The sequence below is a fragment of the Chthoniobacter sp. genome (assembly GCF_040003245.1).
Lineage (GTDB): Bacteria > Verrucomicrobiota > Verrucomicrobiia > Chthoniobacterales > Chthoniobacteraceae > Chthoniobacter.
In genome coordinates, this window is record NZ_JBDUCX010000131.1 from 1 (window position 1) to 18624 (window position 18624).

The 18624-nt window shown below is 61.9% G+C and carries 19 protein-coding genes and 1 tRNA gene; 8 read left to right on the forward strand and 12 right to left on the reverse strand.

The genetic code is table 11. The features are described from left to right. Positions 1-2049, forward strand: a 2049-nt coding sequence (locus ABJF10_RS17945) for a hypothetical protein (RefSeq protein ID WP_348545971.1), incomplete at its 5' end; no start/stop codon positions are given. Here ABJF10_RS17945 and ABJF10_RS17950 read toward each other — a convergent pair. The 7 genes from ABJF10_RS17950 to ABJF10_RS17980 all read right to left on the reverse strand — a co-directional run bounded on the left by ABJF10_RS17950 (position 1977) and on the right by ABJF10_RS17980 (position 7839). Continuing rightward, positions 1977-3245: a tyrosine-type recombinase/integrase gene (locus tag ABJF10_RS17950; protein WP_348545972.1), complete on the reverse strand. Its 1269-nt coding sequence runs from the start codon at positions 3243-3245 to the stop codon at positions 1977-1979. The genes ABJF10_RS17945 and ABJF10_RS17950 overlap by 73 nt on opposite strands. 207 nt (positions 3246-3452) lie before the next feature. Beyond that, positions 3453-3529 (reverse strand) — tRNA-Met (locus tag ABJF10_RS17955). Between the two features lie 85 nt (positions 3530-3614). After that, positions 3615-4016 (reverse strand): DoxX family protein, encoded by a 402-nt coding sequence (locus ABJF10_RS17960; RefSeq protein ID WP_348545973.1) that lies wholly within the window; start codon positions 4014-4016, stop codon positions 3615-3617. 39 nt (positions 4017-4055) lie between these two features. Beyond that, a complete protein-coding gene (locus tag ABJF10_RS17965; RefSeq protein WP_348545974.1) occupies positions 4056-4808 on the reverse strand; it encodes a sulfite exporter TauE/SafE family protein in 753 nt (250 codons plus the stop codon). Between the two features lie 294 nt (positions 4809-5102). Beyond that, positions 5103-6344 (reverse strand): beta-ketoacyl-[acyl-carrier-protein] synthase family protein, encoded by a 1242-nt coding sequence (locus ABJF10_RS17970; protein WP_348545975.1) that lies wholly within the window; start codon positions 6342-6344, stop codon positions 5103-5105. Then, positions 6341-6850, reverse strand: a complete 510-nt coding sequence (locus ABJF10_RS17975) for an SRPBCC family protein (protein ID WP_348545976.1) — start codon at positions 6848-6850, stop codon at positions 6341-6343. Before ABJF10_RS17975 ends, ABJF10_RS17970 begins: the two co-directional genes overlap by 4 nt. Before the next feature lie 266 nt (positions 6851-7116). Further along, entirely contained in the window at positions 7117-7839 is a 723-nt protein-coding gene (locus tag ABJF10_RS17980; protein WP_348545977.1) for a hypothetical protein, read from the reverse strand. A 518-nt stretch (positions 7840-8357) separates the two neighbouring features. Between ABJF10_RS17980 and ABJF10_RS17985 the strand changes: the two genes are divergently transcribed. Genes ABJF10_RS17985 through ABJF10_RS17995 form a run of 3 tightly spaced genes read left to right on the forward strand, consistent with a single transcriptional unit; the run spans position 8358 to position 9982 of the window. Further along, the gene (locus tag ABJF10_RS17985; protein ID WP_348545978.1) at positions 8358-8801 is read left to right on the forward strand and encodes a dual specificity protein phosphatase family protein; all 444 of its coding nucleotides are present in this window, start codon (positions 8358-8360) and stop codon (positions 8799-8801) included. Positions 8802-8847: 46 nt separating this feature from the next. Then, complete coding sequence (locus ABJF10_RS17990; protein ID WP_348545979.1) at positions 8848-9231, forward strand: hypothetical protein; 384 nt, start codon at positions 8848-8850, stop codon at positions 9229-9231. A 16-nt stretch (positions 9232-9247) separates the two neighbouring features. Next, on the forward strand, positions 9248-9982 hold the full coding sequence (locus tag ABJF10_RS17995) for a hypothetical protein (RefSeq protein ID WP_348545980.1): 735 nt from the start codon (positions 9248-9250) through the stop codon (positions 9980-9982). A 100-nt stretch (positions 9983-10082) separates the two neighbouring features. On the opposite strand, the gene ABJF10_RS18000 is transcribed toward ABJF10_RS17995, so the two are convergent. The 4 genes from ABJF10_RS18000 to ABJF10_RS18015 form a co-directional block, all read right to left on the reverse strand. After that, complete coding sequence (locus tag ABJF10_RS18000) at positions 10083-10814, reverse strand: RibD family protein (RefSeq protein WP_348545981.1); 732 nt, start codon at positions 10812-10814, stop codon at positions 10083-10085. 194 nt (positions 10815-11008) lie between these two features. Then, positions 11009-12073: a lysylphosphatidylglycerol synthase transmembrane domain-containing protein gene (locus tag ABJF10_RS18005; protein WP_348545982.1), complete on the reverse strand. Its 1065-nt coding sequence runs from the start codon at positions 12071-12073 to the stop codon at positions 11009-11011. Between the two features lie 109 nt (positions 12074-12182). Next, entirely contained in the window at positions 12183-13094 is a 912-nt protein-coding gene (locus ABJF10_RS18010; RefSeq protein ID WP_348545983.1) for a TIM barrel protein, read from the reverse strand. 50 nt (positions 13095-13144) lie between these two features. Further along, on the reverse strand, positions 13145-14521 hold the full coding sequence (locus ABJF10_RS18015; protein ID WP_348545984.1) for an MFS transporter: 1377 nt from the start codon (positions 14519-14521) through the stop codon (positions 13145-13147). 222 nt (positions 14522-14743) lie between these two features. On the opposite strand from ABJF10_RS18015, the gene ABJF10_RS18020 reads away from it, so the two are divergent. From ABJF10_RS18020 to ABJF10_RS18030, 3 genes are read left to right on the forward strand one after another with little or no spacing between them, the layout of a single operon-like run. Further along, on the forward strand, positions 14744-15328 hold the full coding sequence (locus ABJF10_RS18020) for a nucleoside monophosphate kinase (RefSeq protein WP_348545985.1): 585 nt from the start codon (positions 14744-14746) through the stop codon (positions 15326-15328). Next, a complete protein-coding gene (gene fmt, locus ABJF10_RS18025) occupies positions 15304-16281 on the forward strand; it encodes a methionyl-tRNA formyltransferase (protein WP_348545986.1) in 978 nt (325 codons plus the stop codon). Before ABJF10_RS18020 ends, fmt begins: the two co-directional genes overlap by 25 nt. Beyond that, positions 16281-16901, forward strand: coding sequence for a uracil-DNA glycosylase family protein (locus ABJF10_RS18030; RefSeq protein ID WP_348545987.1), 621 nt, complete (start codon positions 16281-16283; stop codon positions 16899-16901). The genes fmt and ABJF10_RS18030 overlap by 1 nt, the downstream gene beginning before the upstream one ends. A 10-nt stretch (positions 16902-16911) precedes the next feature. Here ABJF10_RS18030 and ABJF10_RS18035 read toward each other — a convergent pair whose 3' ends face one another. Further along, a complete protein-coding gene (locus ABJF10_RS18035; protein WP_348545988.1) occupies positions 16912-17451 on the reverse strand; it encodes a hypothetical protein in 540 nt (179 codons plus the stop codon). Positions 17452-17535: 84 nt separating this feature from the next. Between ABJF10_RS18035 and ABJF10_RS18040 the strand changes: the two genes are divergently transcribed. Then, positions 17536-18624 (forward strand): hypothetical protein (locus tag ABJF10_RS18040; RefSeq protein WP_348545989.1); only part of this gene is annotated, 1089 nt, incomplete at its 3' end.

Genomic DNA, 18624 nt, shown 5'->3' on the forward strand with positions numbered 1-18624 from the left:
GCATTTGGTGACGTTTATGAGATCCTCAATGAGGCGTCTTCGTCCGAGCTGCGGCCCACTGCGTGGACACGTATTTCAACATTCGACTCAATGTGCGAAGACCTGTTCGCAACCCTGCGTGAGAAGGCCGAAAACATGGAGTTGTATCCCATAGACATCCATTTTCTGGAAGGTGCGGACTATAGGATAGCTGCAGAGCTTTTTCCCGATATACAACGGTGCCTTATCTTCGCGGCGGGCGAATCTACATTCTGCGAATCGGTGATTGAAGCCATCGCCGTTGGTTTCCCGCACGATCTTGTCCGCGTAGACAATGAAGACGAATTCCTCAATCGGCTGGAGATGGCTGTCTTTACGATGCGCAATCAGGTTACGGGAATCGGATTGTTGCCGAGCTTTTGGCAGTTGAATAACGATGTCACTCCCGATGCCAACGACGACCTTATCTGGCAGACCGATTGTGAGATGGCGGAGAAATGGATGATTCGACGGCTCGCCGTCCGCGATTTCTTTGCCCTCCAGGGCGCTCTTTTCGAACCGGGTCGATCGCTGCTTCGGATGCTGCCTTACAAAGGATATTTGAAATTCAAGACCCTCGCCCTCCGACCCAAAATTGAGGTAATGCAATACCTACCGGCGCACGAGCAGGTAGTGATCAGCGTCCAGCCCATCCCCGAATTCCAGTATCAGGTAATCCTACCGTGCACCGGTGAGCCCGAAGCGCTTGTAGAGCGTCTTCGAAAAGCCCTCCGAGAGGAGGGAGGAGAAGGTGTGCGCCGCATCTTTTATTCGGCGGAGCCTGATGATGGTCAAGATACTGACGAACCGCCTTTACTTGAATGGCTATTTGCCCCGTCAAAGGCGGCTGGGAGGTCACGTTCAAGTGTGGTCCTCTTCGAACGCCACCTCTTTTGCCCAAAACCCACGACTCCCACGGGATGGATCGCTGAAAAGCTGCGACCTTTCCCGGATGGCGCCTATTTTTGGGAGGCGGATGAGACCAATCAAACGGGTCGAGTTTTGATCGCCAAAATGGATGCCGTATATGGCGCCATCAGGGCCGCGTTCGAGGGCAATCGCTACTGCGACGTCATCGCGGAAATCGGACGATGGCAAGGTTCGCTCTTAAATTATTCCGCCGCGCGCCTTGGTGTCGAGAAACTGGACTGGTTGTCGATGTGTGCGTCGATGAACGCATTCCTCGATACCTCGTATGCCTATTTTCATGCGGGTGACATTCCCAAGACCGACAGTCTCGATTATTGGCGGCGTATCGATTATGCAATCACTCAACTACCAAAGTTCACCGACTCCGAAGTGCCCCAATTATTCAGAGGTCTCATTGAGAGTGTGAAAGCAGCTCAGGAACGAGGCGACGCGGCCTCTGCGACCCATGCCGTCAGCGAATTCCAACGGACACTTGCCAGCAAGCGGTTCACTTCGAGGGCCGGTGAGGGTCATAATATCTTGGGTTTTGATTACGATCCCGAGGAGACCTTCCGCAGGGTGCTGCTCGATCTGGACGCAGATTTTCTGCTTCGTTATGTCGACGCAGAGGCTCGTGCCCAACTGCACAAGGTCGCAGAAATGTGGCGCGATCTTTCTGCAGAGGCCATTACTCGCGAGTTTTGGCCAGCCGGTGTATTCCAAAATGAGCGAGCCGAATCGTTGTGTGCAGAGACGGTGCGCGCCGAACTAAAGAAGTTTGATCTCGAGAGTTTGTGCAATGAGGCCCTGCAGGAGTTTGCGGTTGGTCGCCTTCGGGTGGCTAGGTGGGCACTTGAAACGGGGCAGCGAATGCTCCTAGCGGGCGAGCAACCGGTATTCTATGCGGCACAGACCGAGGACGATTTGCTTCGGAGTTGGAGGTCATTCTTAGGGCGGAGGCTGCGAAGAGTGGCAGATGAACCCACGCAACCCAAAATGCAATCGTTGGATGCGATGCGAGAAACCCGCAAAACCCAAAGCGGAGGTGCTCAGTCCGACGCTGGTGAGGACTCCGATGACGATACGGAGGCCGATAAAAGCTCCGGGCTGGGCTCCTTGTAAGCGGGGGATGGATTGTCGATCGGCCTGATGAAGCCGGCGTAGTATTCCTCGACCACGGAAACACTATTTCCCATTTCCTTGGCGATCCGGAACAACGGCCATCCGACGAAGGCCCGTTGGGTGGCGAAGGTGTGCCGATAATGCAGACAGTTCCACTTGAGCCCGGCCGCCTTGTTCAGTGACCGGAGTTTATCCGAAAACGAATCGCCGCCCCACTGCTTGCCTTTGGAGGAGGGGATCACCCAGTTCCCGCGAAGGCCCGGCAAATAATTTTCAAGTAGCGCTTTCAATGGCGGCAGGATGGTCACCGTGCGGTCACCGGTCTTGAGCGAGCTCTCGATGTCGCGGTCGTTGTCGATGCGGTTGACGATGGAAAGATAGGAAAGATCCTTTGAAATTGCGTCTCGGCTGAGCCACAGCATTTCTGCCCGGCGGAGGCCCGCATATATCATGAGGGCGACGGCCATGTGCAATCGGGGGTGATCCGCCAACAGCCGCAGTTGCTGCTCTACCTGCTCTTGCGTCAGGAAAACGATGACCCGATTGCGGCTGACGTAGCTCGGGAGCGCAGCGATGGGATTCGGGCTGTGCCAGTTCGTCGGCCGGTAGAATTCGAACTTCATGCAGAATTCGAAGAAATGGTGGAAAAATTCGCGGTAGTGCCTCTTTGTTTTTTTGGAGACCCCCAACTGGTTCATGAAGCTCTGAACCCCGACCGACGTGATTTCATCGACGAAACCGCCCATGAAATACGGCGAGTGCACTGCGGCAGAATTCTTGCCGGCGCGGGCCGGAGTCTCCGTCACGATCTCGACGCGCCGACTGCCAAAAAAGCGCCGCATCATGGACAGCTTCCCGGCCACGTGATGGCGCGCATTTTCGATACGGATAAAGTCGAGGTAGGCTCGGAGGGCGGCTTCAATCGCGGCCCGTGGCTTTTCCCCGGAGCCGGGCGCCGGGGCCTGCGCGCGGACGATCGAGGGCGCCGGTTCGATCGCCTTGACCTGCGCCTTCTCACCACCGGCATCCCGCACGATTTCCCGAATGCCGGACGGAAGGTCAGCCGCCTGGAGACGAGGCGCGAGGAGTGCTACTTCCAGTTCGAGGCGACGGCGCAGCAAATTGGCCCGCGCGGGGTCATGGGTTTCGAGATTTGCCCGGACGGTTCTTTTGTCTGCGGGATGCTGAAATTTCACCCACCAGGTTCGGTGGCGGAGGTAAATGGAGGCCATGTGCTGGGTAGTCGGCGGCGGCAAATTCTCGGGAAATTTGAACCGCCGCGAGTTGGGTTGGGCACAGGAGGCGCGAAATTTTGGGCACAGGTCGTTTCCCAGGGGCTGCGAGCTGATTCCGGCAACAGACGGCAAGCTGTTGTTGCTGAGGCACTTTCTAGAAGAAGAAAGTGGTTGCGGGGGTGGGATTTGAACCCACGACCTTCAGGTTATGAGCCTGACGAGCTACCAGGCTGCTCCACCCCGCGATTAGGTGTGGAGATTTAAGCCGGGGGTGTTCGCACCGCAAGGGGAATCTTCGTTGGAGGCGACGATTTATTGCCGGCCACGCGTTCAGCCCTGGTCGACGCTGTATTTGCCGGGGCCGACAAAGGTGAGCGTGATGAAGACAATGCAGAGCTCCAGGGCGTGCGAGGCCTGGCCGAGACCATGGGCGTGGTAATCGCTCAGCGCGGCGACGGCCAGGGTGATGACGAGCAGGACGCACGAGGGGCGAAAGCAGAAGCCGACGATCAGCAACCCGACGCCGATGCTCTCCGAAAAGGCGGCCATAAATCCCCAGAACCCGGGCCAGAACGAGATGCCGACGTGCTTCATCGCCGCACCCACCGCTTTCCATTTCGCGATGCCACCGGCCAGCTTGGGCCAGCCGTGAACGTAAATATATTCGACGCCGAGCGTGATCCGCAGAAAAAGCAGCGCGGCATCGCGATAGTTCGAGAGGTTCTTCCACATGCCGGCGGACGCTAGCGAGGACGGCGGTCGGCTCGCCAGCTAAAACAAGCGGATCATGTGCAGCGCGGCGACCGCGGCGAAGACCAGCACCAGCCCCTCGAAAAGGTCCTGCTTGATGAAGCGAATCAAATACCGCCCCGCGAAGGTGCCGACGACGATCGCCGGGACGAGGATGAAATTGAAGAGCAGCGACGAACCGTGGATGAGCCCGAGGTGCCAACTGAACGGCACCTTGAAGGAATTGAGGATCAGGAACATCCACGCGCCGGTGCCGACGAGCGCATACTTGGGCGTCTCCGTGGCGAGGAAATAGAGCGTCATGATCGGGCCGGCGCCGTTGGCGAGCATGGTGGTCACGCCGCTGGTGAGACCCATGCTCCAGGCGAACTGCCGGGTGTGCGGCGCCTTTTCGAACGCCTTCGGATACCAGCGGCGGATGGCCTGCAGCACGACCATGACCAGGATGATCCAGCCGATGATCGGCCCGAAGACACGCCCGTCGGTCAGCTTCAACATGATGAAATAGCCCGCGATGATGCCAATGACCGTGGGCGGCAGCATGCGCCAGACGATGGGCCAGCGGGCGTGCTGGTGAAAGGCGATGACGGAGAGGATGTCGCCGCAGATCAACATGGGCAGCACTACGCCGGTCGATTCCCGGGCGCCGAAGAGGCTGGCCATGACGATGACATTGACGAGTCCCGCACCGGAGAAGCCGCTCTTGGCAAAGCCAATGCAGAATGCCGAGAAGACCGCGAGAGACCATTGGAGCGGGGTGAAGTGCGGAAGCATTGCCGGGGTGTGAAGCTTTCAACCCAGCGCCATGCTGGCAAGCGGCAATCATCGTGGTGGGAGATGGAAGCATTGTGATGTGGGTGTTGTGTGCAAGGACGGGAGGCGTCCCTGCCCCGTCATCCTGAGCTTGCGAAGGACCTCTGAAATCGCTCTGGCATCTTTGGCGTGGTCGACTGTGCAAGCTCGGAGTCATCTTCTGCCTGATTGGTGACGAAAGGCAGAAATCAGAGGTTCTTCGCAAGCTCAGAATGACAGAGAGGGGGGCACGCCCCATCCGAGTTCCTGACGCCCCTAATCGACGTGGCCGAGCACCAGCACTGAATTGATGCCGCCGAAACCGAAGGCGTTGTTCAGCGCCACGCGCACGGGTTGCTCGCGGCCGACGTTTGGGACCACGTCGAGGTCGCAGGCGGGGTCGGGAGTGCTGTAGTGGAGCGTGGGCGGGAGGAAGCCTTCGTGCAGGGCGAGCGCGCAGATGGCGGCTTCGATCGCGCCGGTCGCGCCGAGCGGATGGCCGGTGTAGGCCTTCGTGCCGCTCACGGCGAGGTGCGAGGCGTGGGCGCCGAAGACGGCTTTGATGGCCAGGCATTCGTTGGCGTCGTTGAGCTGGGTGCCGCTGGCGTGCGCGTTGATGTAATCGACAGTCTCGGGCGCGACCTGCGCGTCGGCCAGCGCGTCCTGCATGCAGGCGATGACGGCTTCGCCGCTCGGCAGCGGAGTCGTCATGTGATAGGCCTCGTTGTTCAAGCTGTAGCCCAGCACCTCGGCGTAGATGCGGGCGCCGCGGCGGCGGGCGTGCTCGTATTCCTCAAGCACGAGCGCGGCGGCGCCTTCACCCATCACGAAGCCGTCGCGATGGAGATCGAAAGGCTTGCAGGCGAAAGGCGGATCCCCTTCCCAGCGGCTCATCGTCTTGATGAAATCGAACGCGCCGAAAGTGAGCGGGCTGAGCGGGGCTTCCGCGCCGCCGGCCACCATGGCATCGGCCATGCCGTCGCGGATGTAGCGCATCGCTTCGCCGACGGAGACGACGCCGCTGGCGCAGGAATTGGAATTCGTGGTGCCGGGGCCGCGGAAGCCGCATTCGATGGCGATGTTGGAGTGCGCGCTGCCGCCGAAGACTTGCAGCGCGAGCGTCGGGTTCACGCCGCGCGCGCCTTTTTTCAGGAAAAGCTGGTGCTCATGTTCCGCATTGGCGATGCCGCCGAGCGCGGTGCCGAAGCTCACGCCCACGCGGGGCGTCGGCTGCTCGCGCGACCAGGGGAAGCCGGCGTCCTCCAGCGCGAGCAGGCTGCTCGCCACGGAGAATTGCGCGTAACGATCGAGCCGCTTGAGCCGGTGCGGTGGGAAGAAACGCGACGGGTCCCAGTCGCGAATCTCGCCGCCGCAATGGGCTTTGATCTCACTGGTGTCGAAGGCGGTGACGCGCGAGATGCCGCTGCGCCCGGCGCGGATGCTCTGCCAAAATGCGTCGCGCCCGATGCCGATGCAGGTGATCGGCCCGACGCCGGTGATGACAACGCGGCGCCTCATTCCTGTTCGAGGTGCGCCTTGAAGGTGGCGAGGGTTTTGTTGGCGATATTCTCGATGAAGAAACCGCTGATGATCGGCTCGGCGAGCCAGGCGAGCAGGGGGATGCGAAATTTCATGTCGTGGATAATTTCGACGCGCGTGCCGTCCCGGGTCGGAGTCAGCGTCCAGACGACCTTCATGCCTTTCGTCCACTTGCGCAGATGGAGGAAGTGCAGCTCGAGGGCGCGCTCGTCGGTCCAGTATTCGGAGGTCCAGGAGATAGGGATGCCGGAGCGGGTGGCGGCCATGTGCACGATACTTCCTTTTTCGCCGGTGCCGAGCGTTTGGATGCGGCGATAGTGCGGGAGAAGCTCCGGCCAGCGATCCAGGTCGCTGACCAGCGCGAAGATTTTCTCCCGCGGGGCGCGGATCTGAATGGAATTGCCGGTATGCAAGGTCGGGCAATGTCCCGAGGGGGTTGGGGGCTGTCGAATGAAATCGGGCAGGACGGGAGGAAGGCAGAACATCCAATTGTCCCCACGGCACCGCGGACTTCTCGCCCAGCCTCGAATCCCAACATCGAACGTCCAACATCCAATGAAAGAATTTGAAGCCGAGCGCGGAGTGGTCGGGTGTTGGGCGTTGGGCGTTGGGCGTTGGATGTTGGATGTTGGATGTTGGATGTTGGATGTTCGGCGTTCCCCGCGCGAAGCGTTGTAGAGGCGGCTGTGCCAGCCGCCTTTCCTCACGCCACCTTCCTTGGCGAGCCTGCGTCCTTGGCGCGAGCCCGAGATCAACTGATGTGGAGAAATTCCTTCATGCGCGCGATGCGCTCCTCTTCGGTCATGGGCGGTTTGATGCGGTCGAGGTTCTCCGGTTTGCGGGCCCAGGCGATTTTGGCGTCGTCGCTGATGTCTTCCCAGCGCTGGTCGGGCTCGGGTTCGGGGACGTCGCTGACGGCCCCCTTGTTCGCGGCCTGGCGGTCGCGGCGCTTCTCCTCGGAACGTTCCATTTCCAGCCGCTCTTCCTCGATCTGGACTTCCCGGCGCTGCAATTCCAAATGCGCGGCCCGATGCTCGGCGCGGCGCAGCTTCATCAGGTCATCGCACATCTGGCGCTGCTTCTTCCAGGCGGCTTCGGCGTCGAGGGTGGGGATTTCCCGGGTGGCGGCGACGAAGCGGGAACTCAGCCAGAGGGAGAGAACTTCGTTGACGCGCAGGGAGTCCTTGCCCTCTCCCTGCAGTTCCTGCCCTTGCTCGAAGAGAATTTTGACCACTTCCAGCGCCTCCTGGTGGCGGAGCCAGTCTTCGTAGCCGCCCTGTTTCCATTCGGAGACGTTCTGTTCGCGGATCTCGCTGCCACTGAAGAAGGCGCTCATGGCCGTGCGAACTTCGGGCTGTTCATTGAGCCAGTCGGTGATGGAGCGGCCGGTTTCGCCGTTCCAGAGGCGTTGGTTGATCTCTTCCCGGATGAGGTGTGGGAGGCGGGCGATTTTGCCGTTGCGGGTGCAGTTCATGGTATTTGAGCGTTTAGTTTAGGATGGCGTGGGTTATGCAATTTCTAGAGTCGGAACTAGCCGAAAGTAGGTGGTGCTTCTCTGTGGATAGCGACTCCAAGGCGGCCGGAATGCCTGCCCGCCACGTATTTCTCTCCTTGTAATTGAGTGTACAATAATTCATATTAGCAATATATGAACGCGCAATTTAAGCGCGTCAAATGAAATTTAAACCAAAGAGATAAACCGGGGATGACACGGATGGGCACGGATTCCAAAACCGGGGCAGGGAGGTCTTTTATCCGTGCCCATCCGTGTCATCCGTGGTCCAACGATCCGAAGAGACAGCAAACCGGGGAGTCAGTTTGGGTTTGGCGCAGTCGCTTTGGCCGGGCAGACTTTGCGGCATGGGTTCCGATTTTTCCGCAGCGCCCGGAGACGGTAATGGGTTCGGGCGAAACCAAGTTTCGCGGTTCGGGGGAGACGCCACGGCGCTCGACGTCTGGTGGGCAGTGCCCGGGGTGCTCGCCGGTATGTCCATGCCTTTCATCCACGCTCAGCGTCATGACACCGCCGAAGCCGCTCTCGATGCCTTTGCCGACGAGCTTCCGGCGCTATGGCACGCGGGTATCCGGGCGATCGTTTGCCTCCTCAATATGCCGAGTGCCGCGAGCACGTATTCCGCAGCGGGCTTTGCCTTTCATCTCTTGCCGCTGGCCGATGGCGCGGCGCCGTCCGCCGAGGAGTTTCAGCAGTTCCTGGCCTTCGTCGCGGCGCAGCGCGCCCTCGGTCATCCGGTCGCCGTCCACTGCGAAGCCGGCATCGGTCGCACCGGCACGCTCTTGGCGGGTTATCTCATTGCGTCCGGCTTCACTCCCGAGGCGGCCGTGGCGCACGTTCGCTCATTGCGGCGGGGCGCAGTCGAGACTTCACGGCAGCTTCAGTTCCTTTACGATACGTGTTCGACTATGCGTCGCTCTTAGATTTGTTGGCCGGCCTCCATTTTCCCGATTCCAAGCCGCTCTTTGCATGAAAGCACTCAATAGACCGTTTTCACTGTTGTTCGGTTTCCTGCTCGGTGCTTGCAGCGTCACGGCGTATGGCTGGTTGGCGGGTTATGTCCACTCCAGCCAGCCCTATCAGCCGGTCGAAGAAGCCAAGATTTGCTACGCCGCGCTGCGTTACGCACCCGATAGGCTCACCCCGCAACTGCGCGAATACTTGAAGGGGCGTCTCTATTGGAATGCTGCTTATTGGATTCAGCCCTCCTGGCTCGTCGGCTGGCATATTGACTTTGGACCGGTGGATGAGTCGCTCCTGGACAACGTGCCTTGGGCCAAAGACGCGTCCCCGGGTGACGAAGTCTATCATGCAGCCATGCTCCGTCACCCGCACGCGGCCACCAAGCCGTGAGCCTGATTCCATCAACATGAACGAAAGTATTAAAGCCACCATCGGTTTGATCGTGGCGGCCTGTGTAATGATGGGATTTATCGCGTGGGTGGGAGAGGTGGACATGTTTGGCACCGCGACCGTGACCTGGTGGATCCGGATTGGCTGTCCTGTGCTGGGTGTGGTCTGCCTGGCGGTGTTGGTCTGGGCACAAACGCGCAAAGACAAAGCTCCCGACTACTTGCTGCGCATCACGCGGCGCTATTTTGAGCGGGATGGTTTTTGTTTTACCGTTGGCCCGCAGGTGACCGGCGGTAATTGCGTCCTGCACGTCTACTTTCAGAATCGCTACGACCGCCCATGCTCGGCACAGATCCTGGTCCGCGGATCAGCGAACCTTTTTAACGGCAGCCCCGATCTGGCCCTCGGGATTTCGTGCGGACCGGCCGAGTTCGGATGCAGCACGATCCCGTGGTCGATCCCTCGTGATCTGCAGGGTAAGACGGTGAAACTCAGCGTCTACGCGGGTGTCAGATACCCGAATGGTAGAGGCACGCTGTTGCGTTATCGTGATGGTCTTCGTGTGGGTGCGGTGGGCATGGATATCTGGCGTGAGGGCCTGCAAATCGCGGGGGCACTCGGAGGTGCGCTCGTTATTTCGAGTCCGGCGACCATCAAGCTCGCGCTTCCATCCGGTGTTTCAGAATACCAGGTCGTCAGGATGGAAGCGGAGAAAGAGACGATCTGGAAGTTAGGCGATCCTGTTTTGTAGGATGAAGTGAAGATGGCCGCAACCGAGACGGCGGGATTCTGTCGCTCCTTCGGAGCTGACACCGGGTGGGGTGCGGGGTCCGGTGGCTGACGCCGACCGGCTAATCTCTTTTGTCCCTCCGGGACTGAGCTAACGCTGCGGAGCAGATGGCGTAGCGGAGGAAGCATTCGCCTGCGACGACTTCCATGGAGCGGAGGCGTAGATTTGTCGACTGGGGGAGGTAGTCGCCGGCGAGGCTGGTGAGGGTGGGGGCGGCGCGGCCGCCGAAGATGCGGGGGGCGAGGGTGAGGTGGAGTTCGTCGATGAGGCCGGCGAGGAGGAGGGCGCGGAAGACTTGGGAGCCGCCTTCGCAGACGAGGCGTTTGACGGCGTACTCGGTGCGCAGGGTGGTGAGCATGGCGGCGAGGTCGACGGCGGGGGAATCGTGCAGCCAGAGATCGGCCTTGGGGGCGAGGGCGTGGCGGGTGGGGGCCGTCATGCGCGTGGTGGAGAAGATGACGATGGGGGAGAAGGTTTTTTCGAAAATGCGCAACTTCGGGTTGATGCGGCCGGAGTTGGTGAGGAGGACGCGGAGCGGGTAGGCGGCTTGGTGGCGGCTGGTGCGGGTGGCGCGCAGGTCGGGGTCGGGGAGGCCCATCGTCATGTTATCGGCGGCGATGGTCTTGGCGCTGGCGAGGATGGCGTCGCACTCGGCGCGGATCTCGACGAGACGGCGCTTGTCGCGCGGGGAGGAGAAGGTCGCCGGGGTGTTGTTGCGGGTGGAGATGCGGGCGTCCCAGGTGATGGCGAAATTCGCGGTGACGAAAGGGCGCGGTGAGGGGCGGGCGGGCATCGAGAGTGATTTATGCCTGAAAGCAGTGATGGGAATGGCCACAAAGAGGCACAAAAAGCACAAAGATCGGATATTCCGTGACCGAATGGGCGGCGGAAAATGGCACCCGCCAGGTGAATCGCTTGGTTTCCGTAATTCGCCGTTCTTGTGTCTCTTGTGCCTTTTCGTGGCGATTCATTGGCCTTCTGAATTGCTTAACGCTTCTCTTTTTCGGCGGTTTCCAGGGCGACTTCTTCCTCGGCGACGGTGTGCTCGAGGGCGGCGATTTCGCTTTTGATGTCGCGCAGGCGGGCGTGGTCGGTGGGGCGGTAGAAGAGGTAGATGGCGCCGCCGATGAGGCCCCAGCAGAAGGTGAGGAGGTAGCCGGTGGAGGAGATGAGGACGGCGTCGGTTTCGCGGACGCCGCAGAGGCGGTTGAGGAAGATCTGGAAGAGGCCTTCGCGGACGCCGAGGCCGCCGAGGCTGATGGGCATGGCGGAGAGGGTATTGACGACGGGCATGATGGCGCACATCTCGCCGAAGGTGGGCATGCGCAGGCCGCTGTGGCGCAGGGCCTGGCCGGTGCAGTAGAAGACGGCGAAGTAGGCGAGGTGCGCGATGAAGGAGAGGCCGAAGGCGGCGAGGGTGGGGCGCCAGGCGCGGCCGTAGAGATTGTAGGCGAGGGCGAGCTCGGCGATTTTGTCGCGGCCGGGCATGCGCGCGGGGAGGCGATGAATCCAGCCGCGGCTGGTCACAAGATAGGCGCCGTGCAGGCCGGCGAAGCTGCTGCCGAGGATGAACAGCGCCGGCCAGACGTAGCGCGAGACTTCGGTGGAACTCATGAGCCATTGCCAATCGGCGGCGATGAGCACGGCGGCGAAGACGGCGAGGGCGATGAGGCCGACGAGGCGATCGACGAGCACGGAGAGCAGGGCGACGGTGCGTTTGCCCGGCGTTTCCTTGAGGAGATAGAAGATCTTGATGACGTCGCCGCCGGTGCCGCCGGGGATGAAGAAATTGAAGAAGACGCCGATGAGGAGCAGGGAGAAAATACGGAACCAACTAAGGGTGATGCCTTGCACGCGGAGGAGGATCTGCCAGCGCCAGCCGGCGAAGAACTCGACCACGCCGTACATGGCGAAGCCGAGAAAGAGCCACCAGGGATTGGCGTTGCTCAGCGTGGTCGCCATCTCGGCCCGCTTGTGCGGATCGCGAAAGAGCACGAACAGGATCGCCACCGTGACGGCGATCTGGAGCGTGGTGACGAGGACTTTTTTCAAAGGATGAGGGATGAAGGATGAAGGGGGGGAACGGCGGGTGCGGTGCTTCAAGGATCTGCGGGGACGTGGGATGATTTCATCCTTCCGCCTTCATCCTTCATCCTTTTCTTCAGGCTCCGTACTTCTTGATCCACTTTTCCCGGCCCTCGAGGATTTCTTCCTTGGTGCGGCGGGGGCTCATCTCGAAGACGAAGAGGGTGTCCTTGGGGAGGAGGGGGATGAGCTGGTCGTAGTCGATGTCGCCCATGAAGGGGGCGAGATGGTCGCGGCCGGGCCATTTGGTGTCGTGCAGATGGCAGCCGATGAGGCGCGGGGCGGCTTGGGTGAGCCATTCGCGATGGTCGAGGAAGCCGAGGTTGTGCTTCACCTGGACGTGGCCGAAATCGTGCCAGTAGCCGACTTCCGGGACGTTGAATTCATTGAGCACGGTGGCCATCTCGCGCTCGTTGGGGATTTCCTCGAAGCTGTGGCGGCTTTCGATCCCGAGCTGCACGCCTTTGCCTTGGGCGTACTCGACGACGCGGGCGAGGCAATCGCGCGCGCGCTGGAAGTAGGGCGCCACCTTGTCTTCGCGTTTCTTGATGCAGGCCATTTTCTCGCGGACGAAGGTGCGCGAATGCAGGAGGCCGACCTCGGCCATGTGGACGAGCTTGTCGGTCGCTTCATCGATCGGCGCGCGGCCGAGATGGAGGACGACGTATTTGGCACCGAAGCGCTGGGCGAAATCGATGGTCTGGAAGGTGTGCCGGAGGGCACGGTCGCGTTCGCGCGCGTCGGTGGAGGAAAACTGGTAGCAGTCCGGCGCGGCGCGGGTGATCTCGATGGGCAGGGGGCAGAAATTATGCAGGCTGGAGATGACGAGGCCGCCTTTGTTGAAGCGGCGCTGGATGCCTTCCATGAGCGACAGGCGGATGCCGTGCCCGAGTTCCACGCGCTCAAAACCGAGATCGAGGATTTCTTGCAGCATCGCTTCGCCGTCCTGGTGACGGCCGGAGTTCCAACAAGTCGAAAACGAGAGCATCGGAGAATCTTCGCGCGAGAGTGAAGCGGGGGACGGGTAATCGGCAATGCCTAATCCACCGGCGGGGGCAATTTTTCTGAGGTTTGCAGGGGGCCTATGGTGCGAACCTGGGGCCACTTCCAAGCGGTGGCCAGGACCACCAGGATGGTGCCGATGCCGCCGCCGACGACGGAGAGGAGGGGGCCGAAGAGGGCGGCGGTGATGCCGGACTCGAAGGCGCCGATTTCATTGGAAGAGCCGATGAAGATGTTGTTCACGGCGGAGACGCGGCCGCGCATGGTATCGGGCGTGAGCAATTGGACGAGGGTGTGACGGACGACGACGCTGACGTTGTCGCAGGCGCCGGTGAGGGCGAGGGCGAGGAAGGAAAGGGCGTAGTTGCGCGAGAGTCCGAAGACGATGGTGGCCGCGCCGAAGCCGGCGACGGCGAGGAGCATGGCGTTGCCGGCTTGTTTTAAAGGAGGCCGGTGGGCGAGGACGAAGGCCATGATCACCGCGCCGATGGAAGGGGCCGCGCGGAGCCAGCCGAGGCCCACGGCGCCGACGTGCAGGACCTGGTCGGCGAAGATCGGCAGCAGCGCGAGGGCTCCGCCGAGGAGCACGGCAAAGAGATCGAGCGTGATGGTGGCGAGGATGATTTTGTTTTCGAAGACGAAGCGCAGGCCGGTGGAGAGATCCTTCAAGGGATGCGGGTGCGTTTCGGCGATATCCTGTGGGGCGTGAATCGGGAGGACGAAGAGGAAGCCGAGGAGGCCGCAGACGGCATCGATGGCGTAGACCGCGGGGATGGTGATCAGCGCGATGACGAGGCCACCCAGCGCGGGGCCGACCACGCAGGTCAGCTCGAAATTGCTGCTGTTCCACATGACGGCGTTGCTGAGATTGGCGCGCGGGACGAGATTGGGAAAGAGCGCGCCGCGCGCCGCCCAACCAAAGGCGCGGCTGATGCCATTGATGAAGAGCAGCAGATACATGACCGGCTGCGCGGCTTCGAAGACCACGCCCGTCTTTTCGCCGAACAAGGCGGCCAGCCAGTACAAGCCACGCGTGCCCGCGGCGAGCGGTCCGACGGCGGGGACGGAGACGTGTTCGAGCGCCAGCACCGTGAGGCCGACGGAGGTCAGCGCGGAGAGCAGTTGCATGGCGAGGATGATGGTCTTGCGGTTGAGACGATCGGCCGCGATGCCCGCGGGGATGGAGAGGAAAATGATCGGCAGCGCGCCCATGAGACCGACGAGCCCGAGCGCGGTGGCGGAGTGCGTGCGCTGGAAAATCTCGTAGCCGAGCGCCACGCCGAGCATTTGCCGGCCGAGGTTTGCGACGAAACTGCTGATCGCGTAGCTGCGATAGGAAGGAGAGCGGAAAGCCGCGTAAGCGTCGCGTTTGGCTGGGGCGGGCGAGGGGACGTCCGTCGGGGCGGTGGGCATGAGCGGGACAACGTGGCTGGTGGGGGTTGGGAGGGAAAGGCAGAACATCCAACATCGAACATCCAACGCCCAACATCCAATGACCTGCCATGATGCCATTCCATGTTCGGTGCTGAACGTCCGATATTGGATGTTCGATGTTGGGCGTTGGATGTTCTGCCTTTCTCACTTTCCACTTTGCACGCGGCCCAACGCTACGTTTAGTGGGCGCCTCCCCAGCTTATGAAATATCGGACCTATCTCATTTTCGGCGCTCCCGGCAGCGGCAAGGGCACGCAAGGCAAAATCCTCGGCGCGATCCCGCGCTTTTTTCACTGCGCGTGCGGCGACGTATTTCGCCAGCTCGATACGCGCACGCAGGTAGGGCAGGCGTTCCTGGAGTATTCCAGCCGCGGCGAACTGGTGCCGGACGAGGTCACGGTGAAGCTCTGGATGGCGCGCCTGGGCGACATGGTCGGCTCGCACACTTTCAAGCCGGATATCGATTCGCTGGTGCTCGACGGCATTCCGCGCAGCGTGAACCAGGCGAAAATCATGAACGACATGATCGAAGTGAAACGGGTGTTTCATCTCGCGTGCCCGGATCGCAATGCGCTGGTCACGCGCCTGAAGAAGCGCGCGCTCAAGGAAAACCGTTTCGATGACGCCAACGAGGAAACGATTCGCCGCCGGCTCGAGACGTATGAAGAGGAATCCAAACCGGTGCTCGAATTTTACGGGCCGGATTTGGTGAAGGACATCGATGCGACGCAGACGCCGGTGAAGGTGCTGCAGGATATCTTGTGCGCGGTGAATACGGCGGGTTGATGGTTGAGCAGATGCGCGTGATCTTCATGGGCACCGGTGAAATTGGTGTGCCCGCGCTGACCTGGCTGCTCGACAGTCCCGAGTGGGAAGTCGTGGCCGTCGTCTCGCAGCCCGACAAGCCGGTCGGCCGCAAGCAGGAGCTGCGCGCTTCGGCCATCAAGCAACTGGCTATCGAGCGTGGCGTGCCCGTGTTGCAACCGGTGAAAATGCGCGCACCCGAAGCGGTGGCGGAGATCGTGGCGTGGCACGCCGAGGTGATCGTGGTCATGGCCTACGGACAGATTTTGCCGAAGGCCGTGCTCGCTGCGGCGCGGCTGGCCTGCCTCAATCTCCACGCATCCCTGCTGCCTCGCTGGCGGGGCGCGGCGCCGATCCAGGCCGCGATCGAAGCGGGTGACCGGGCATCGGGTGTCACCGTCATGTATATGGCGGAAGGCCTCGATACCGGGGACATCCTGCTCATGCGCGAGACGCCGATCACCGACACCGATACCGGCGGCAGCCTGCATGACCGCCTCGCGGGCGTCGCCGCTGCTGCGCTGGCCGAAGCGCTGCCGTTGGTCGCGGCGGGCCGGGCGCCGCGCATTCCGCAAGACGAAGCACTTTCCAATTACGCTCCGAAGCTCTCGCGGGAGAATGGGCTGATCGATTGGAAAGCCACGCCGGCGCAGATCGACCTGCGCATTCGAGCCATGAATCCGTGGCCCGCCGCGCACACTTTTCTCCCGACACCCGCCGCCCCGCGCCAGCTCAAGATCTTCGCCGGCCTGCCGCAGGGCAACGTCTCGGCTTCGCCCGGGGAGGTGTTGCGCGCGGATGGACAAGGTCTGCTGGTTGCGGCGCAAGGCGGCGCGGTCCTCCTCACCGACATCCAGCTCGAGGGCAAGCGCCGCATGAATGCCGGTGAATTTCTCCGCGGGCACCCCATCGTGCCCGGCACCATCCTCGGTTGATGGCCCGTCCTTCCGCCTCCCAGCGCCAGCTCGACGAACATGTCACCCGTCTGCGCGGCTGCACGCTGTGCCCGAAGATGTATCGCCCCGCGGTCTCCGGCGGCCCCGTGTGGAGCCGCGTGATTACGGTCGGCCAGGCCCCCGGCACCAAGGAGCCTGTACTGGGCCGGCCCTTTGCCTGGACTGCGGGCAAGACTCTTTTTGGATGGTTCGAGCGTGCTTGTGGCATCACCGAGGCGGAGTTTCGCGCCAGCATCTACATGTCCGCTGTCTGCCGTTGCTTCCCTGGTAAGAACGCCGCCGGCGGCGACCGCGTTCCCGATGCCCAGGAGATCGCCACCTGCTCCACTTGGCTCGAAGCCGAGATCGCGCTGCTGCGCCCCACGCTCGTCATCCCCATCGGCAAACTTGCCATCGAGCAATTCATCGCCTCCGACAAGCTCACTGAGATCATCGGGAAGCAGCAGCAGGTCACCTACCACGGTCACCGCTTCGATCTCGTCCCGCTGCCGCACCCCAGCGGCGCTTCCCCCTGGCACCGCATGGAACCCGGCCGCACCCTGCTCGGCCAGGCCCTCGACCTCATCATCCGCCACCCGGCGTGGCCGCGGAAGGTCTGAGTTTGCGTCCTCAGCCCACCTCGCTCTTTCGCCAGCAATAGGCGAAGAGCGTTTCAAATTCGAGCCGCTGGAGGGCGGACAGATCCTTCAGGCCTTCCGTTTCCCCGAAGCGCGCGCGCTCGCATTCGCCGGTAAAAAGATACGGATCCCAGTTCGACTGCCGCGCCATCACTGAGGAATACTTGCTGGCGGCGCCATGCAGTCCGCTGAAAAAGGTCAGCTCTCCGGCGCGGCGGAACCAGTAGCGGGCATTGTCGAAGTCGCCTTCCCGGCGGTGCATCATGCCGTGCCAGTAGGAACCGAGGTCGCCGGGGCAGTCCTGGAAGATCTTGTGGGCTTCGTCGATTGCGTCCAGGGCGTAAAACAATCCGCCACGGACCAGAGTGAACATGGGCGGCTGGCCGATGGGCCGCTGATCGGTGAGCAGGGCGTCATCCGCCGCCCGCAGCTTCAGCAGCAGATCGTAGCTACGCGCCTCGGTGGGCACGAGCTTCTGGAGGAGGCCCTCTTCCCGCAGGATGCGGTCGACAAAGTCTGAATAGGTCTTCATTCCTCCACCTTCTCGGCGAAATTATAGAGGGACAAGGAAATTTCCGAACCGATGGCAGGAGTGTTGCTACACAGTTATACTTGTATGAAATCCATCGCCATCTGCGCGCTCCTTACTCCTGTGATCGCCGGCGGAGGACTGGCTCTGTGGCCCCAGCCCACGGGTTCGGCCTCAAGCATGCCCTCGCCCTCGATTTCGCAGGCCGCCGTCGTTGCCCTCACGGCAGCCGCCACGGTGCAGCCCCAGCCAGCCAAGGCCGGAGTTCCGTCTCCCACCCAGGCGCAGAACACGGATTTGCATACGGCCATCGAGCACGAACAGCTCGCCGCCGAGTTCCGCGGCAATGGCCGCGACACCGTCCGGGCGATTTTGACGAATCGGACGGCCGCCCCCCTCACCGTCCGCGTCCCAGCCGGGCAAATGTTTGAATCCGGCAGCAATGTGGTCATCGTGTTGCGCTCCGGCGAGGTGGAACTGAAGCCCGCCAAACCGGTGGAAGTGACCATCCAGACGGCCGCCACCCGCTCCGCGAACAAAGTCGCCGACCGTGGCTATACGCTTTCCTACGGCACCCTGCCCCGGCTGGACGCCCTGCTTGCTTATGCCCAGGAGCATGCCGAGCTCACCACGCCTGCCCTCCAGACCGCGGTGCTCGCCTTGACCGAAAATCTCCCGCTGAGCGCCGTTTCCAAGTTCAGCGCCGCGGGTGGCGACCTGCCTACCCACTTCGACACCAGCGCTTTCCGCGCCGAGACCAATGACGTCGTTCACGCCCTGCTCACCCTCCGCGCCATCGGCGTACGGGATGCCGATGTGGCCATGAACATTGACCCGCAGCTCAAGATCGAATCGATGATCGAGCCGCTCACCCGCCCGGCGGCGATGCGCTACTACGGCATCACCCCCGCCACGGAGTGGGCCTATTGGAAGGGCGAATTGCTCTCCGGCGACACCAGCACCCGCCACTACGCCCTCTATGGCATTGCGCGGTTCTACCCGGAAGTCGCCCTCGAAATGCTCCCGAAATGGGCTCGCGAGGTTAAGACCCCGACCGTCTTCCGCATCTCCGCGATCCAGGCCCTGGCCGACACGCAGCGCCCCGAGGCACTGCCGGTCCTGCAGAAGCTCTCCGATGAATTTGGCCACGATACCGAACTCGGCCGCGCCGCTGCC

What these genes read in the sequence shown, in the direction of transcription:
- ABJF10_RS17960 (WP_348545973.1), bottom strand. Translation starts at nt 4,016, where the DNA reads ATGTGGAAGAACCTCTCGAACTATCGCGATGCCGCGCTGCTTTTTCTG.
- ABJF10_RS17965 (WP_348545974.1), bottom strand. Translation starts at nt 4,808, where the DNA reads ATGCTTCCGCACTTCACCCCGCTCCAATGGTCTCTCGCGGTCTTCTCG.
- ABJF10_RS17970 (WP_348545975.1), bottom strand. Translation starts at nt 6,344, where the DNA reads ATGAGGCGCCGCGTTGTCATCACCGGCGTCGGGCCGATCACCTGCATC.
- ABJF10_RS17975 (WP_348545976.1), bottom strand. Translation starts at nt 6,850, where the DNA reads ATGTTCTGCCTTCCTCCCGTCCTGCCCGATTTCATTCGACAGCCCCCA.
- ABJF10_RS17980 (WP_348545977.1), bottom strand. Translation starts at nt 7,839, where the DNA reads ATGAACTGCACCCGCAACGGCAAAATCGCCCGCCTCCCACACCTCATC.
- ABJF10_RS17985 (WP_348545978.1), top strand. Translation starts at nt 8,358, where the DNA reads ATGCCTTTCATCCACGCTCAGCGTCATGACACCGCCGAAGCCGCTCTC.
- ABJF10_RS17990 (WP_348545979.1), top strand. Translation starts at nt 8,848, where the DNA reads ATGAAAGCACTCAATAGACCGTTTTCACTGTTGTTCGGTTTCCTGCTC.
- ABJF10_RS17995 (WP_348545980.1), top strand. Translation starts at nt 9,248, where the DNA reads ATGAACGAAAGTATTAAAGCCACCATCGGTTTGATCGTGGCGGCCTGT.
- ABJF10_RS18000 (WP_348545981.1), bottom strand. Translation starts at nt 10,814, where the DNA reads ATGCCCGCCCGCCCCTCACCGCGCCCTTTCGTCACCGCGAATTTCGCC.
- ABJF10_RS18010 (WP_348545983.1), bottom strand. Translation starts at nt 13,094, where the DNA reads ATGCTCTCGTTTTCGACTTGTTGGAACTCCGGCCGTCACCAGGACGGC.
- ABJF10_RS18015 (WP_348545984.1), bottom strand. Translation starts at nt 14,521, where the DNA reads ATGCCCACCGCCCCGACGGACGTCCCCTCGCCCGCCCCAGCCAAACGC.
- ABJF10_RS18020 (WP_348545985.1), top strand. Translation starts at nt 14,744, where the DNA reads ATGAAATATCGGACCTATCTCATTTTCGGCGCTCCCGGCAGCGGCAAG.
- ABJF10_RS18030 (WP_348545987.1), top strand. Translation starts at nt 16,281, where the DNA reads ATGGCCCGTCCTTCCGCCTCCCAGCGCCAGCTCGACGAACATGTCACC.
- ABJF10_RS18035 (WP_348545988.1), bottom strand. Translation starts at nt 17,451, where the DNA reads ATGAAGACCTATTCAGACTTTGTCGACCGCATCCTGCGGGAAGAGGGC.